The organism is Nocardioides gilvus, assembly GCF_003194605.1.
Taxonomy (GTDB): domain Bacteria; phylum Actinomycetota; class Actinomycetes; order Propionibacteriales; family Nocardioidaceae; genus Nocardioides; species Nocardioides gilvus.
Window position 1 is genome coordinate 478,646 of sequence record NZ_QHKY01000003.1, and the last position, 15,402, is coordinate 494,047.

Consider the following 15,402-nt stretch of genomic DNA (forward strand, 5'->3'; position numbering starts at 1 on the left):
ACGCCAGTCCGCCAGCGACAGAGGTGAGTAGAGAACCCGCGCCAGGACCGTGCTCACTGCCGGGCGGGATCTGACCGTTCCGTGGAGGCGATGAAGTCGGGGACTGCGCTACTGGACTTGATCGGCCCGAGATGGACCGCCACCAATTCCCCCTGATGAACCAGGACGGAGACAGGAAGACCATTGCGTGGCAAGTGCTTCACGAATGACTCCGAGTACTTCCCGTCAGAGTCCATCCAAGATGGAAACTCGGCCCCCACTTCGTCCTCGAACTCTCGCGCATACTTCACGAACTGGTCGCGGGAGACTCCCAACACCTGGATGAAGTTCGCCTTCGAAAGTTCGTTGAGTTCTGGAATCTCGGCGCGACACGGACCGCAGGTACTCGCCCAGAAGTTGATCAGGATCCAAGGGGTTGCTGTGTTCCAGTCAGCGTCACTGATCGGGTCTCCGGGCGGCAGTGCGACTTCCGGGCTTCCTTTGACTTCGTACCATCCCAGAGTGACTGCATCGGGCTTTCCCTGTTCCGCTCCCGATCCCACGGGCGCAGGCGAACAGGCGGAGACGAGCACGGCCACCACGGCGCTGAGGAGGCCGAGGACCCACCGTCCCTTGAACAACACTGGAGTCCCCGGTTCTCTCAACACTCATTGGGCGCGCCGAGCCTAGCGGGACCCCAACCGGGAGGCCGTCCAGTCAGTCGAAGCCAAAGTAGAGAAGAGCCGCCGGGGATTTCGTCTCCTATGCTGCGAGCGTGAACCTCGATGAGATATCGCTCGTGGCAGCGGTGCTGGGCGGCGTCGTGGTCACCATCGAGATCGCGATGCGGGTCGCCGCGCTCGGCATCATCCCCGGCAACCGCAAACCTTCGACCGGCATGGCCTGGCTGCTCATGGTCCTGCTGAACCCGATGCTCGGCTTCATCGGTTTCAGCTTCTTCGGCTCCAACCGGGTCGGACGGCGACGCCACCAGCGCCAGGCCGAGATCAATGCCATGATCCGCGAGCGCGCCCGCGACCTGCCGCCGCCGGCCACCCTCGACGCCTTCTCACCGCCCGTACGCTCGGCCGTACGGCTCAACAGCACGCTCGGGGCGTTGCCGCTGCATGACGCCAACGACGTGATCCTGCTGCCTGACTACGAGTCCGCGATCGGGACCATGACCCAGGCGATCCGCGAGGCTCGCGCGACCGTGCACGTCGAGTTCTACATCGCGGCCCTCGACGACCTGACCCGACCGTTCTTCGAGGCGATGGCCGAGGCCAGCGAACGGGGCGTCACGGTCCGTTTCCTCTTCGACCACATCGGCTCCCGCGGTATCCCGGTGCACCGGGAAATGCTGAAGTTCCTGGCCGAGTCGACGATCGACTGGCACCCGATGCTGCCGATCAAGCCTCTGCGGGGCCGCTGGCGGCGACCTGACCTGCGCAACCACCGGAAGCTTCTGGTGATCGACGGCGAAATCGGATTCACCGGGTCGCTGAACCTGATCGAACGCGGCTACAACAAGCCGAAGAACCACAAGCACGGACGCGAGTGGGTGGAGCTGATGCTTCGCCTCGAAGGGCCGGTCGTCGCCTCCCTCGAAGCCGTCTTCACCGGCGACTGGTGGCTGGAGACCGACGAACTCCTCCAAGTCACCGGACATCCGGTCACCGGCGGCGCGCCCGAGTCGATGCACGACGTCCCGTGCCAGCTGGTGCCCAGTGGCCCTGGCTATCCCAGCGAGAACAACCTGCGACTCTTCACGACCCTCATCTATGCCGCCGAGCAGCGCCTCTCGATCACCAGCCCGTACTTCGTCCCCGACGAATCCCTGCTGTACGCCGTCACCACCGCCGCCCAGCGCGGCGTCGAGGTCGAACTCTTCGTCTCCGAGGTCTCCGACCAGTTCGCGGTCGGGCACGCGCAGGCCTCCTTCTACCGTGCCCTCCTGGAGGCCGGCGTACGGATCCATCGCTATCCTGCGCCGTACATCCTGCACTCGAAGTTCTTCAGCGTCGACGACGAAGTCGCCGTGGTGGGCACGAGCAACATGGACCAGCGGTCGTTCTCGCTCAACTACGAGATGTCGCTGATGATGGTCGACCCGGACGTGGTCCGAGCGATCCGCGAGATCGAGGACACCTACCGCGCGCTCTCGAAGGAGCTCACCCTCGAGGAGTGGAGCCAGCGCTCGGTGGGCGCCCGATACGTCGACAACATCATGCGGCTCACCTCAGCACTGCAGTGAGCGTGGGCCCGGGCTTGACTCCCCGAGCGTGATCGCGAGATCCGTATGCAGTTGGCCGACGACCCGCTCCCAGCTCTCCGGTCCCTGACCCGCAGCGGCCGCCGCGAGCCGGTGGGTGTAGCCAGCGAAACGGCGCATCCGGCTGGCCAGTTGCGCCGCCGCCTCCGGCACCGCATCGCGATCCTCGGTCGCGGAGGCGAGCACCCCGTACGCCCGGCGTACGTCGTCCTCGACCCCCAGCCGGCTCATCTCGTCGTGCACCTTGGTCGCGTGCTCGGCGCGTCCCGCGTCCGTGACGACCCAGGCGTCCGGGCCGTTGCCCCACTTGGCGGTGCCGACGACAGCCATGTCCATCAACTCGGCCTCGCAGTCGGACTCGGGGAGCTCGCTGACGTAGGACAACTCGTCCAGCGTCGTCTCGCCCAACAACGACAGGTAGGTCAGGACCTGCAGGTGGATGTCGGTGAGGTGGGGGGACGTCACGGGGCCAAAGTTAGCCCGCGCCCAGGGCTACTCGTGCTCAGGGCCCTCGTGCTCAGGGCTCCTCCATGTCCGGATGGGCGCCCGGCGGCGTCATCGCCGACGGCGTCCAGGCGGCGTACGGGTCCTGTCGTGCCTCCATCGGCACCGGGTCCGGGACGCCCGCAGTGATCCGGGTGCCGTCGGCGCGGATCCCACCGGTCTGGGGTTCGTTGCCGAGTCGACCGTCGTAACGCGGGCCCTGGTGTTCCAGCGGGACCTCGACCGGCGTCCCGGGGGCCACCGTGAACTCCTCGTCGCGCACCGACAGCGTGATCGGGTTCTCGCCCTCGCTGATCTCCAGACGCAGGACGTCCTGCGTCAGGTGCACCGACAGACAGGAACCCTTCCACGAGATCTTGAACCGGAGGTCCTCCCAGTCGACGGGCAACCTCGGGTCGAAGGAGAGCTGGCCACCCTGGTCGCGCATCCCTCCGAAACCGAAGACCAAGCCACTCCACACGCCGCCCGCCGAGGCCACGTGGATCCCGTCGACGGTGTTGTCGTGGCGGTCGCCGAGGTCGGTGTGCAGCGCGTGCCAGAAGTAGTCCATCGCCATCTCGTGGTGGCCCACCTCGGCCGCCATGATCGACTGCACGACCGCGGAGAGGGTCGAGTCACCCGTGGTGATCGGGTCGTAGTACTCGAAGTCGGCCTTCTTCTCCTCGTCGGTGAACATCTCGCCGTGCAGGAAGAGGGCCAGCACCACGTCGGCCTGCTTGAGCACCTGGAAGCGGTAGATCACCAGCGGGTGGTAGTTCAGCAGGAGCGGGCGCAACTCCTGGGGCGTGCGGGAGAGGTCCCAGACCTCACGGTCCAGGAAGAAGTCGTCCTGGGGATGGATGCCCAGACCGGCGTCGAAGGGGATCGTCATCCCCTCGGCGCAGCGCAACCACTCCTCCACCTCGTCGGGCTGCACGTGCAGGCGATTGATCAGGGCGCGGTGGGCGGCCGGGTCGCTCGTCCGCATGCGGGAGACCACCAGGGAGGCGGCACGCAGGTTGAAGCGCGCCATCAGGTTGGTGAAGAGGTTGTTGTTGACCACCGTCGTGTACTCGTCGGGGCCGGTGACGCCGTGGATGTGGAAGCTGGGCTGCCCGTTGCTGCGCCAGAACCCCAGGTCACGCCACATCCGGGCGGTCTCGACGAGGAGGTCGACCCCTTCCTCCCGCAGGAAGGCGTCGTCACCGCTCGCGACGACGTACTGCATCAGGGCGTAGACGATGTCGCCGTTGATGTGCATCTGCGCCGAGCCGGCGGCGTAGTAGGCCGAGGCCTCCTCGCCATTGATCGTGCGCCACGGGAAGAGTGCGCCGCTCTGTGCCATCTCCGAGGCGCGGATCCGGGCAGCGGGCAGCATCCGACGACGGAAGTGGAGGGCGCTGCGGGCCAGGCCGGGCTGGGTGTAGGTGAGGAACGGGATCACGTAGATCTCGGTGTCCCAGAAGTAGTGGCCCTCGTAACCGCTGCCGGTGACGCCCTTGGCTGCGATGCCCTGGCCGTCCGCCCGACCCGTCGCCTGGGCCAGGCAGAAGAGGTTGAAGCGCACCGCCTGCTGGATGTCGGGCGACGCACCGACCTGGACGTCGGAGGAGGCCCAGAAGGCGTCGTACCACTCGCGCTGCTCGGCCTCGAGGTCGGCGACGCTCAGCCCTGACACCCGGTCGAGCGTACGGTCGCAGCGATCCGAGAGCTCGCGGACCGGGACCCCCTTCGAGGAGTGGTAGGTGACGATCTTCTCGAGCCGGATCGTCTGACCCTCGCGGGCGTTGGTCCGGTAGACGGTCTTGGCCTGGTCGTCGCCCACCCGCGTCACCACGTCTGGGTCCTCGGCACCTTCGAGGCGGTGCTCGGCGGCCACGGCGATGGTCATCCCCGACGCGGCGCACTGGTACCCGAGCATCTGTCGGCCGTCCTCGCAGGCCTGCGCCTTCGGGATCAGGACGCGTTCGGAGAAGGCGGCGGCCTTGCGGGGGTCGCCCATCGATCCCTTCGAGCTGTCGGGACCGCGGAAGTCGTCGGAGCCGTCCTGCCGGTTGATCAGTTGCGACGAGATCACGACGGGCGCGTTGCCGTCGAGCATCGTGACCTCCAGCGAGAGAACCGCGACGTGCCGCTGGGCCATCGAGACCATGCGCGTGGACTCGACCAACACGCGCTTGCCGGCCGGCGTACGCCAGACGAGACGTCGCTTCAGCACCCCGGTGCGGAAGTCGAGCGCGCGCTCGTACTCCTCGAGCTCGGAGACGCCGAGGACCAGCGGCTCGTCGTCGACGTACAGCTTCATGACCTTGGAGTCCGGCACGTTGACCAGCGTCTGGCCGGTCTGCGCGAACCCGAACGCGCTCTCCGCGTGCCGGATCTCCCACGTCTCGTGGAAGCCGTTGATGAAGGTGCCGTGGGCGACCGCCTCTCGGCCCTCCTCCGGGTTGCCGCGCATGCCGAGGTAGCCGTTGGCGACGGCGAACAGGGTCTCCTCCGCACCCGTGCCCATGTGCTGGAAGGCGGTCTCCACCAGTCGCCACTCGTCGACCGGGTAGAGGTCGCGGTCGAGGTTCTCGCGCAACTTGCTGTGGCCCATCAGTTCACCTGTTCTTCGCGCTCAGAGGGGACGAGCTCGGCCAGGTCGGCGACGACGAGGTCGGCGCCTGCCTCGGTCAGCGCGTCCGCCCCGACGCCGCGGTCGACGCCGATCACCAGGGCGAAGTCGCCAGCCGCACCCGCGCGTACGCCGGAGACGGCGTCCTCGAGCACCACGCACTTCTGGGTGGGCGCACCGAGCACCTCGGCCGCGTGGACGAACGTGTCCGGCGCCGGCTTGCCGGGCAGACCCAACTCCTCGGCGACGGCCCCGGAGACCACGGTCAGGAAGCGGTCGCTCAGGCCAGCGGCGGCGAGCACCGCGGGAGCGTTGCGGGAGGAGGAGACGACCGCGAGCGGCATGCCGAGGTCACGCAGGTGGTCGAGCAGCGCGACGCTGCCGGGATAGGCCACGACACCCTCGCGCTCGAGGACCTCGTTGAACGCCGTGTCCTTGCGGTTCCCGAGGCCTCGGACGGTGAGTGCGTCACCGGCGTCGTCGTCGCTGCCCTCGGGCAGGTCGATGCCGCGGGAGGCGAGAAAGTCGCGGACCCCGTCGTAGCGCGGCTTGCCGTCGACGTGGGCGAAGTAGTCGGCCGGCTCGTACGGCGAGCGGTCGCCGCCGCCGGGGGCGTCCTCGCGACCCAGGAAGTCGTTGAACATCGCCGACCAGGCCCGCATGTGCACCTCGGCGGTCGGCGTCACCACGCCGTCCAGGTCGAAGAGCACGGCCGCATGGTCGGACCACTGGCCCGGCAAGGAGGAATCGCTCATTGGACGAGCGTAGGGCTTGTTCCCGCGTGAGTCTGCGTCGTCAGGACACTGAACGGATGTGAGTCGTGCCGCACTCCTCCGACGTCGCCCTCTTGCGCCCGGTCGAGGGTGGGCCTCTGCGCGCAGGTTTCCGCGCTCGTCGGCGTACATTCTCCGCAGACCGACTCCAGGAGGGTTGCCGATGAGCCTGACCGACCTCGTCATCGGCGCCACCGAGCCTGCTCCTGACCAGACTGACGGCCACTGGAGCGGTGAGCACTGGGACGCCGTCGTCATCGGTGCCGGGCTCGGCGGCCTCTCGACCGCCGCCTTTCTCGCCACCAACTCCCAGCGAGTGCTCGTGCTCGAGCAGCACCGGGTCGTCGGCGGCAACGCGCAGGCGCATCGGCCGGCAGATACGCCTTACGACTTCGACGTCGGCGTGCACCACGTCGGCGAGTGCGAGCCGGGCGGGCGGATGCGCACCCTGACGGACGCGCTCGGCATCGGCGACCAGATCGAATGGCTCCCCCTCGACCCCGACGGCTTCTCCACGATCACCCTGCCCGAGGTGCGGTTCCGCGTGCCGGTCGGCTGGGAGGCGTACGTCGAGCGGCTCGTCGCGACCTTCCCCGCCGAGGAGGCCGCGTTGCGCCGCTGCGTCGGCGTGCTCCGGGAGGTCGCGGCACAGGTGCGTGCGCCGCACACGACCGGCTGGTCCGCCGGCGCGAAGGCTGCTCTGAGCAGCCCCACGACGTTGCGCTGGGGCCGGCGCCGATTGGCGAAGCTCTTCGACACCTGCGGCCTCTCACCGAACGCCCGAGCGGTGATCGCGGGCGAGTCCGGCGGCTACGCCCTCCCCCCGTCCAAGGCACCGGTGGCCGTGCACGCCGGCTTCCTCGCCCACCACCTGACCTCCGGCGCCTGGTATCCGCGCGGCGGCGGCCAGGTGCTGCCGGCTCGGCTCACCCAGACCATCCAGGCCCACGGCGGCGTCGTGCGTACCGACGTCAAGGTCGACCGAATCATGGTCGAGGGCGGTCGCGCGATCGGCGTGACGCTCGTCGACGGCACGGAGATCCATGCCGGCGCGGTTGTCTCCAACGCTGACCCGAAACGTACGTACCTCGGTCTGGTCGGTCGTGAGCACCTGCCGCCCCGCCTGTTGCGCAGGGCCGAGAGCTGGACGATGGCGCTACCTCTCTTCACCGTGCACCTCGCCGTCGACATCGACCTCCGCGAACGTCTGCCGAACACCACCCAGTGGATCCACCCGGACACCGACGTCGAGGCGTCCTACGAGGCGGCGTACGCGGGCCGGATCGGTGACCGGGTCCCCGTACTCATGACGTCGCGCACCCTCAAGGACCCCTCCGGCGCGCAGGCGACACCCCACGGCCAGTCGGTGCTCACCCTCGTGGCCGTGGCGCCGTCCGACAGGAACACGTGGGCGTTGCGGGCCGGCGGCCCCAGCGCGGGCGAGCGGTACAGCCACCACGCGGGCTACCTCGACGCCAAGGAACGACTCACCGAATCCGTCATCGACACCGCCTGCCTGGTGATCCCGGACCTGCGCGCGCACATCGTGCACCGCGAGGCCGCAACCCCGGTCACCCAGGAACGCTTCACGCTCGCCACCGACGGATCGGCGTACGGCCTCGAGTTGGCCTCCCGCCAGATCGGCCGCTTCCGCCCGGACGTGAAGTCACCGATCCCAGGTCTCTTCCTCACCGGCGCCGGCACCAGGCACCTGCACGGCGTGGTCGGGACCTTGTACGGCGGTGCGGGCACCGCGGGCGCGATCCTCGGCCGTGACCTGTACACCGAGATGGCCGCCGGTGCCGTCTTCGCGGACCCCTCGCTGCGGGGAAGGTTTCAGGCACCACACGCCTGAAACCCTCCCCAGAAGCGAGCAACTGAGGCTTCTCCACAACTACGGGCTCACTCCCACCCGGATCACCCGGCCGATCAGCAGGCTCAGGTGATGCACCGACTCTCCGCCACACTGCACCGTCAGTCCGGCGTCGTCTCCCGCACGCAGGCCGTCGCCGCAGGGCTCGAGGACCACGACGTACGACGTCTCGTCCGCCGCCGAGACCTCACCCCGCTGCTCCGGGGGGTGTACGTCGACCACACCGGCGAGCCCACGTGGCAGCAACGGGCGTGGGCCGCCGTCCTGTACGCCGAGCCAGCGGCCCTCACCGGCACCTCCGCGCTGCGGGCCGCAGGGCTGCGCACCGGCGGGTCCGATCCCGATGATCCGGTGGTGATCGGGATCGACCACTCACGTCGTGTGATGCCTCAGCCGGGCGTACGCATCCTGCGTTCGCGAGGCCTGGAGGCGCGGGTGCAGTGGAACGCGTCGCCTCCCCGGCTGCGTCTTGAGTCAGCAGTCATCGAGGTGGCGTCAGCTGCCCGCCGGGACCTCGACGCAGTGGCGCTGCTGATCGACACCTTCCAGGAACGGCACACGACGCAGGCCCGACTGGGAGTGGCGTTGGCTCAACACCCCCGGATCCCCCGGCGACGACTGTTGTCCGATGTGATCGCCGGCCTGGATGACGGCAATGGTTCGGTCCTGGAACACGGCTACCTGACAAAGGTGGAGCGGCCGCACCGACTACCTCGTGGCCAGCGCCAGGCACTGTTGGCCAACCTGCCCGGACGTCGGGACGTGCTCTACGCCGCTGCGCGAGTGCTGGTCGAGCTGGACGGCCGCGAATTCCACAGCCTCACCCGCGACCGCTACGCCGACCTGGAACGGGATGCAGCGGCCGCGGCAGCAGGACACCTGAGCATCCGTCTGGGTTGGGGACAGGTCTTCGGGACACCGTGTCGTACGGCCGAGCTCGTCGGGGCGGTGCTCACGCAGCAGGGCTGGGACGGCCGCGCGGCCCGCTGTCCACGGTGCTGACCCAAAGCCTGGATGGATTGCGGGGAGGGTTCCAGTCACCACATGCCTGAAACCCTCCCCGCAAGCGCCGTGGAAGGTGCGGCAGGCGGGCGACGACCAGCCGCCGTTGTGGTGCATCTGTGACAGCGACCACTTCAGGAGGAGGATGAACCCATGAACGACGCGACTGCCCCGCCATCGAAGCCGGAGGAGACGCATGCCCTCATCAGTCGTCTGCTGCCCGAACGCCTGCACAAGCTGCAGCGCGCCAGCGGCCTGCCGGTCGTCTTCGGTGGGGCGATCAGGTGGAGCGGCGCGGGACCGCGACTGGTGATCAGCCGTCTGATCGGCACCCAGGGAGAGGCGCTCGCCGGGCTCGAGATCGAAACCGGGCAAGGGCTGGGCGGACGGGTTTTGCGCGATGCCGCACCCGGGCAGGTCCACGACTACTCCGCCACGCGCGACATCACCCACGACTTCGACGAGATCGTGGTCGCGCAGGAGCGCCTGACCTCGGTCATCGCAGTTCCCGTGGTCGTCGCAGGACTGGTCCAGGGCGTCCTCTACGGCGCAGCCCGTGACGCCGCAGCGGTGAGTGACCGGGCGCTGCGCAGTGCGACCACGGTGGCCGCGCAGCTGCAGCGTGACGTGGAGGCCGCGCTGCGCGGCACCGGGCAGGGGCGCGGGCATGGGCGTGGGGCCACCTCGACCAGGGACCCCCGCCGGGCGCTGTCCGACCTGGCGCAACTGATCGCGGAGACCGCCGACCCGGTCGTGCGCGAACGGCTGGCACGGATCCACCAGGACCTGGGCGGCTCCCTGGCCCGCTCCCTGTCCGGCCCGCCGCCGAACCAGAAACCCCTGACCCCACGCGAGCTGGACGTGTTGCGCGTGGTCGGGGCCGGCGGCACCAACATGGAGGCGGCGACCGAGTTGGGGCTCAGCCCCGAGACGGTGAAGTCCTACCTCAGCTCGGCGATGCGCAAGCTGGGCAGCACCAACCGCACCGCCGCCGCACGCGCCGCGCTGCAGTGGGGACTGCTCGAGTAGCGCAGCACAACCGACCCACCTGCAGGCGGCTCAGCTGTAGTAGGTGGCGATCAGTTGGCCGTCGAGCTCGTGGACCCCGACCTCCAGCCCGTAGATCTGCTCCAGCAGCTCGGACCGCATGATCTCCGCCGGGCTCCCCGACGCCGCGACCTGGCCGTCGCACATCGCCACGATCGTGTCGGCGTAGCAGGAGGCGATGTTGATGTCGTGGACGACGACCACGACCGTACGACCCAACTCACGGGCGGCGTCGCGCAGCCGGCGCATCATCGCGACCGCATGGCGCAGGTCCAGGTTGTTGAGCGGCTCGTCGAGCAGCACGAAGTCGGTGTCCTGGCACAGCACCATGGCCACGAAGGCACGCTGGCGTTGACCGCCGGAGAGTTCGTCGAGGTAGCGGTCGGCATACTCCTCGAGATCGAGGTAGGCCATGGCCTGCTCGACGTGCACGAGGTCCTCGGGGGTGGGGCGCCCCTTGGAGTGCGGGAAGCGACCGAAGGCGACCAGGTCGCGCACGGTGAGCCGGATCTCCAGGTGGTTGTCCTGGCGCAGCACCGCCAGACGACGCGCCATCACGTCACCGGGAGTGGTGGTGACGTCGAGCCCGTCGACGCTGACCCGCCCGTGGTCGGCGGCCAGCAGTCGGGCCGCGATCGAGAGGAAGGTCGACTTGCCTGCGCCGTTGGGTCCGATCAGCGCTGTGAGGCCACCCACGGGCAGCTCGATGGAGACGTCGTCGACGACGACGGTGCGCCCGTACGACTTGGTGACCCCCTCGGCGCGGATGCCGACGGCCGCCCGGGGCCTGGGCGTACCGGCCGACGACTGAAGGCTGGGGGCGGTCGGGCTGTGGCCCTGGGTCTGGGTCCAGCTCTGGGTCTGGGTCTGGGTCTGGGTCATGTCAGGTTTCTCCGGGCGCGGTGGATCAGCAGGGCGATGAAGGCGAGGCCACCGACGAGTTCGATGACCACCGACAGCGTGGTGGTCACCTCGAGGATGCGTTCGAGCAGGAACTGGCCACCGACCAGGCAGATGACGGCCGTCAGGCCCGCCATCGGCAGCACCACGGCGTGCCGGTGCGTCCCGGCCAACTGGTAGGCGGCGTGGGCCACCAGCAGGCCGAAGAAGGTGATCGGCCCGACCAAGGCGGTGGAGACCGAGACCAGGACGGCGACGAGCGCCAGGACCCGGGTGGTCTCACGGCGGTGGTCGACGCCGAGGTTCGTGGCGGTCGCCGCGCCCAGGGCGAGCACGTCGTACGTCGACAGTCGACGCACCACGATGGCGGTCACGACCGCGACCACGAGGGCCGTCACCAGCACGAGGTCCTCGTCGACGGTGGTGAAGGAGGCGAACATCAGGTTCTGCAGGCTCTGGAACTCGCTCGGGTCGATCAGGCGCTGCATGAAGCCGGCCAGGCTGCGGAAGAGGATCCCGAAGACCATGCCCACCAGGATCAGGACATGGATCGGGTGCCTTCCCGACGCGAAGAGCCACCGGAAGAGGGTCAGCGAGAAGGCCAGCATCACCAACGTCTCGAGGACGAACTGGATGCGGGTGTCGGTCTGGTTCAGCAACCGGGCGGAGAAGAGGAAGACCACCGAGGTCTGGATCAGGATGTAGAGCGCGTCGAAGCCCATCAGGGCAGGCGTGAGGATCCGGTTGCCGGTGACCGTCTGGAAGAGCACCGTGGAGAGCGCGATCGCCCAGCCGACGAGGATCAACGCGGCCAGACGGCGGATCCGCAACGGCACGATCACCTCGGCGTAACCGTGGGTGTCACTCACCAGGAAACCGGCCACCACGGCGAGGGCGAGCCCTGCGGCGATCGCCAGTCGCACCCAGGTCGGCACTCGGCGCCGGACCTGCGCCGGCGCGCCGGGCCGCGGCGGTGAGGGGGGACGTACGCGGGTGGCAGTGTGGTCAACGCTCATGGGACGGCTTTCGCAGCAGCATGTAGAGGAAGAACCCGGCACCCAGGACGCCCATCACGGTGCCCACGGGGATCTCGTACGGATAGCGGATCAGCCGGCCGAGGATGTCGCAGACCAGGACCAGACCGGCCCCCATCACCGCCACCCAGGGGAGGCCGCGTCGGGCGTTGTCACCCAGCATCCGGCTGATCACGTTGGGCACCACAAGCCCCAGGAAGGGGATGACACCCACCGTCACGACGACGACGGCACTGATCAGGGAGACGATGCTGAGACCGACGCCCATCACCCAGCGGTGGTTGATGCCGGCGTTGAGCGAGAAGGTCTCCCCCATGCCTGCGACGGTGAAGCGATCGGCTGCCACGAAGGCCACGGCGACCAGGGCGGCCACCAGCCAGAGCATCTCGTAGCGTCCGCGCAGGACCCCGGAGAAGTCGCCCGTCATCCAACTGTTGAGCGTCTGCAGCAGGTCGTTGTGGAAGGCCAGAAACGTGGTGATCGCGGCGAGCACACCGCCCAGCATCAGCCCGATCAGCGGCACCAGGATGATCTCGCGCACCGGCATCAGCCGGACCACACGCAGGAAGAGCCACGTGCCGGCGAGGGCGAAGCAGGCGGCCACCAGCATCTTCGCCATCAGCGGGGCACCGGGCGCCAGCATGGTGACGACGACCAGGCCCAGGCCGGCGGCCTCGGTGGTGCCGACGGTGGAGGGCTCGACGAACCGGTTGCGGACCAGCAGCTGCATCAGCAGGCCGGAGACCGCCAGCGCGGCACCGGCCAGCACGATGGCCAGGGTGCGCGGCAGCCGGGAGACCCAGAAGACTTCCCAGCTCATGTCCGCGACGCCGATCCATGCACTCAACCCGGCCAGCGCCAGCACCACCGCAACCCCGACGGCCAGGGCCGACGGGGTGCGGAGGGCGGACCGTCGCGCAGGTCCGGTGAGGGGTCCGCGCGCGGGCTGCGCCGGGGCGAGCGTGGTCAGTTCAGGCTCTCCTCGACCTCGGTGATCAGCTTGCCGAGCGAGGTGAGTCCACCCACCACGATGTACCAGGCCTCGGCGTCGACGTAGGTGACCCGGTCGTCCTTCCAGGCGTTGGTGGCCCGGACGAGCGGGTTGTCGAGGATCTCCTGGGAGGTCTTGCCCTCCTCGCCGATCGCGGCGTCGCGGTCGACGACGTACAGCAGGTCGGGGTTGGCCTCGCGGACGAACTCGAACGAGGCAGCCTCGCCGTGCCGCGAGTCGGTGTCACCGAGCTCCTCGGTGGCCGGCTGCACGCCGAAGTCGTCGTGCAGGAAGCCGAAGCGGGAGCCGACGCTGTACGCGGTGATCTCGCCGCCGGTGGTCAGCAGGACCAGCCCCTTGCCGGCGTCGGGGGCGGACGCCTTGAGGGCCGCGATGCGGTCGTCGTACCCGGCGAGGATCTCCTCGGCGTCACTCTTCTTCTCGAAGATGCTGGCCAGGGTGGTGATGTTGGTCTTCGCGCTGGCGAGGTAGTCGCCCTCGTCCACCGACATGTCGAGCACCGGGACGTCGAACGTCTCCTCGAGAGTGTCGTGCATGGCCGCGGAGCGACCGCCGACGATGATCAGGTCGGGTTCGGTCGCCGGGATGGCCTCGAGGTCCGGCTCGAAGAGGTCACCGACGCCGACGTACTCGTCACCGGCGTACTCGGAGAGGTAGGACGGCGTCGCGCCGCCCTTGGCCACGCCGGTGATGCCGTCGACGCCGAGCGTGTCCAGGGTGTCCAGGACGCCCATGTCGTAGACGAGGACGCTCTCGGGGTTGAGGGGCACTTCCTCCTCACCCAGGGCGTCGGTGACCGTGATGGTCTCACCGGACGCCTCTGTCGACTCACCGTCGTCGCCGCATGCGGTCAGGCCGAAGCCGAGCAGGGGCAGGACCATGAGGGCCGCGAGTCGGGGTGATCTACGCATGTGTGGTTCCAATCCGGAGGTGTCGGGCTTGAGGTAAGGCTAACCTAACCACACCTGCCATCCACACCCGGCTCCCCCAACCGTCAGCCCCCTCCCGGCCGCCGTCCCTTGCGGTCCAACCTGATCGGCTCCTTCTGGAGCACTGCGGAGCCGAGCACCTGGCAGACGTGCAGGCCCAGCTCCAGGTCGAGCCGGCCGTCGATCAACGGTCGCCCTCGCTCCTTCTCCATCTTCGAGATCCGGTACTTCACCGTGTTGCGGTGCAGGGTCAGCAACTCCGAGGTGTCGGTGTACGACCCCGTGCGCAGGAAGACGCGTACGGTCTCGCGCGTCCGCTCGGCAGCCTCGGAGTCGACGGCCAACGGCCCCAGCACTTCCTGCAGCCAGCGCCGGGTGGCGGGCAGGTCGCGGGCGAGCATGGCCACCACCGCGATGCCGTCGTCGGAGTTGGAGACCACCTGGTTGCGGTCCTGCGGCCCCGCGTTGGCCACCAGACGTACGGCAGTCGCCTGCTCGAGGGTGCGTCGGAAGCCGCCCACGTGGATCTCCGGCGAGCCCAGCGCGACCCGGATCGTCGGCGTGCTGACGAGCAGCCGGCGCAGCCGGTCGGCGTAGGTGGAGGACTCGGCGTGGTCGCCGGCGAACCAGACCCACGCGCTGGTCCGGTCGATGGGCGTGAAGAGGTGAGCTCCGTCGATCTTCAGTGCACGCGCAGCCTGGGGCACCAACGTACGCAGGTCCTCGACGCGGTCGTCGGCCTGGCCGCCCCCCTCGACCCACAGGACGGCGCCCACGTGCGTCTGGTCGAGGCGATAGCCGGTGACCTGGTGGAAGTGCTCGACGCCGACGGGCTCACGGTCGACCACCCGTTGGATGAGTTGGGAGGCCTCGCTGGCTCGGCGGGTCAACCGGGCCTGTTGCTCGGCCTCGTAGACGTCGGCGACCACCCGGGTCACCCAGTCGACATAGCGGTTCAACCACCCGGAGAGGTGGTGGACCAGGCGCCACTGCAGGTCGGGGTCCAGATCCAGGTCCTGGACCTCGGTGAACATCTGCGAGAGCAGCGCCTCGGAGGCGAGATGGTAGGCGCGGCGCAGCGCGTGGGCCCCGACGTCGGCGCGAGCCAGGCGCAACGCGTACTCGGAGGCAGCGGTGGGGACCTGCACGTTGTCCAACGGAATGTCGTTGCGCAGCACGTGGATGATCGTGTCGATGTTGCCCTCGACGCTCGCGTGCATCATGCCGAGCAGTTCGGTGTCGTCCAGTTCGTCGATGGCCTCTTCGATGGCAGCGACCATCGCCGCGTTCAACCCCGTGACCCTCGCCCGGAGCCTCTCGGCGACCTGGACGACCGCGGCCTGCAGCGCGTCATGCTCCGACACAGACGCCCCCTGCTCGTCACCCGCTCCCCTGACCCGACAGCACGCTACCGGGTCGGGCTGGCGCCGAGGCCGCGATCGAGGGAACTACGGCGCGAGCGACACAGCGACCAACACAGC

At 68.9% G+C, this 15,402-nt stretch carries 13 protein-coding genes; 4 read left to right on the top strand and 9 right to left on the bottom strand.

Annotated features, from left to right (window positions below; all coding sequences use genetic code 11):
* Positions 1-53: 53 nt before the first annotated feature.
* Entirely contained in the window at positions 54-623 is a 570-nt protein-coding gene (locus tag DNK52_RS11165; protein WP_162598734.1) for a TlpA family protein disulfide reductase, read from the bottom strand.
* A gap of 131 nt (positions 624-754) precedes the next feature.
* Here DNK52_RS11165 and cls point away from each other — a divergent pair, with 131 nt between their 5' ends.
* Entirely contained in the window at positions 755-2,233 is a 1,479-nt protein-coding gene (gene cls, locus DNK52_RS11170) for a cardiolipin synthase (protein WP_239455508.1), read from the top strand.
* Here cls and DNK52_RS11175 read toward each other — a convergent pair.
* From DNK52_RS11175 to DNK52_RS11185, 3 genes are read right to left on the bottom strand one after another with little or no spacing between them, the layout of a single operon-like run.
* Positions 2,219-2,716 carry a hypothetical protein gene (locus tag DNK52_RS11175; protein WP_110241053.1) on the bottom strand — a complete coding sequence of 166 codons (498 nt, stop codon included), beginning with the start codon at positions 2,714-2,716 and terminating at the stop codon, positions 2,219-2,221. The two genes, cls and DNK52_RS11175, sit on opposite strands and share 15 nt — an antisense overlap.
* 52 nt (positions 2,717-2,768) lie before the next feature.
* Complete coding sequence (locus tag DNK52_RS11180) at positions 2,769-5,333, bottom strand: glycoside hydrolase family 65 protein (protein ID WP_110241054.1); 2,565 nt, start codon at positions 5,331-5,333, stop codon at positions 2,769-2,771.
* Positions 5,333-6,106, bottom strand: a complete 774-nt coding sequence (locus DNK52_RS11185; RefSeq protein ID WP_110241055.1) for an HAD family hydrolase — start codon at positions 6,104-6,106, stop codon at positions 5,333-5,335. Before DNK52_RS11185 ends, DNK52_RS11180 begins: the two co-directional genes overlap by 1 nt.
* A gap of 181 nt (positions 6,107-6,287) precedes the next feature.
* Here DNK52_RS11185 and DNK52_RS11190 point away from each other — a divergent pair, with 181 nt between their 5' ends.
* The 3 genes from DNK52_RS11190 to DNK52_RS11200 all read left to right on the top strand — a co-directional run bounded on the left by DNK52_RS11190 (position 6,288) and on the right by DNK52_RS11200 (position 10,028).
* Positions 6,288-7,979 carry a phytoene desaturase family protein gene (locus tag DNK52_RS11190; protein WP_110241056.1) on the top strand — a complete coding sequence of 564 codons (1,692 nt, stop codon included), beginning with the start codon at positions 6,288-6,290 and terminating at the stop codon, positions 7,977-7,979.
* A 90-nt stretch (positions 7,980-8,069) separates the two neighbouring features.
* Positions 8,070-8,999, top strand: a complete 930-nt coding sequence (locus DNK52_RS11195) for a type IV toxin-antitoxin system AbiEi family antitoxin domain-containing protein (protein WP_110241057.1) — start codon at positions 8,070-8,072, stop codon at positions 8,997-8,999.
* A 153-nt stretch (positions 9,000-9,152) separates the two neighbouring features.
* Positions 9,153-10,028, top strand: a complete 876-nt coding sequence (locus DNK52_RS11200) for a LuxR C-terminal-related transcriptional regulator (protein WP_110241058.1) — start codon at positions 9,153-9,155, stop codon at positions 10,026-10,028.
* 30 nt (positions 10,029-10,058) lie between these two features.
* Here the strand turns inward: DNK52_RS11200 and DNK52_RS11205 are convergent, their stop codons facing one another.
* The 5 genes from DNK52_RS11205 to DNK52_RS11225 form a co-directional block, all read right to left on the bottom strand.
* On the bottom strand, positions 10,059-10,928 hold the full coding sequence (locus DNK52_RS11205; RefSeq protein WP_110241059.1) for an iron ABC transporter ATP-binding protein: 870 nt from the start codon (positions 10,926-10,928) through the stop codon (positions 10,059-10,061).
* Positions 10,925-11,962 carry an iron chelate uptake ABC transporter family permease subunit gene (locus tag DNK52_RS11210; RefSeq protein ID WP_110241060.1) on the bottom strand — a complete coding sequence of 346 codons (1,038 nt, stop codon included), beginning with the start codon at positions 11,960-11,962 and terminating at the stop codon, positions 10,925-10,927. The genes DNK52_RS11205 and DNK52_RS11210 overlap by 4 nt, the downstream gene beginning before the upstream one ends.
* A complete protein-coding gene (locus DNK52_RS11215; protein ID WP_204163491.1) occupies positions 11,952-12,800 on the bottom strand; it encodes an iron chelate uptake ABC transporter family permease subunit in 849 nt (282 codons plus the stop codon). The genes DNK52_RS11210 and DNK52_RS11215 overlap by 11 nt, the downstream gene beginning before the upstream one ends.
* A gap of 146 nt (positions 12,801-12,946) precedes the next feature.
* Entirely contained in the window at positions 12,947-13,903 is a 957-nt protein-coding gene (locus DNK52_RS11220) for a siderophore ABC transporter substrate-binding protein (RefSeq protein WP_204163492.1), read from the bottom strand.
* Between the two features lie 83 nt (positions 13,904-13,986).
* Positions 13,987-15,285: a PucR family transcriptional regulator gene (locus DNK52_RS11225; protein ID WP_204163493.1), complete on the bottom strand. Its 1,299-nt coding sequence runs from the start codon at positions 15,283-15,285 to the stop codon at positions 13,987-13,989.
* Positions 15,286-15,402 lie beyond the last annotated feature (117 nt).

Excerpts from the sequence above, each read along its gene's own strand:
- DNK52_RS11210 (WP_110241060.1), bottom strand. The coding sequence starts at position 11,962 with ATGAGCGTTGACCACACTGCCACCCGCGTACGTCCCCCCTCACCGCCG.
- DNK52_RS11190 (WP_110241056.1), top strand. The coding sequence starts at position 6,288 with ATGAGCCTGACCGACCTCGTCATCGGCGCCACCGAGCCTGCTCCTGAC.
- DNK52_RS11215 (WP_204163491.1), bottom strand. The coding sequence starts at position 12,800 with ATGAGCTGGGAAGTCTTCTGGGTCTCCCGGCTGCCGCGCACCCTGGCC.
- DNK52_RS11180 (WP_110241054.1), bottom strand. The coding sequence starts at position 5,333 with ATGGGCCACAGCAAGTTGCGCGAGAACCTCGACCGCGACCTCTACCCG.
- DNK52_RS11220 (WP_204163492.1), bottom strand. The coding sequence starts at position 13,903 with ATGCGTAGATCACCCCGACTCGCGGCCCTCATGGTCCTGCCCCTGCTC.
- DNK52_RS11185 (WP_110241055.1), bottom strand. The coding sequence starts at position 6,106 with ATGAGCGATTCCTCCTTGCCGGGCCAGTGGTCCGACCATGCGGCCGTG.
- DNK52_RS11195 (WP_110241057.1), top strand. The coding sequence starts at position 8,070 with ATGCACCGACTCTCCGCCACACTGCACCGTCAGTCCGGCGTCGTCTCC.
- DNK52_RS11205 (WP_110241059.1), bottom strand. The coding sequence starts at position 10,928 with ATGACCCAGACCCAGACCCAGACCCAGAGCTGGACCCAGACCCAGGGC.
- DNK52_RS11200 (WP_110241058.1), top strand. The coding sequence starts at position 9,153 with ATGAACGACGCGACTGCCCCGCCATCGAAGCCGGAGGAGACGCATGCC.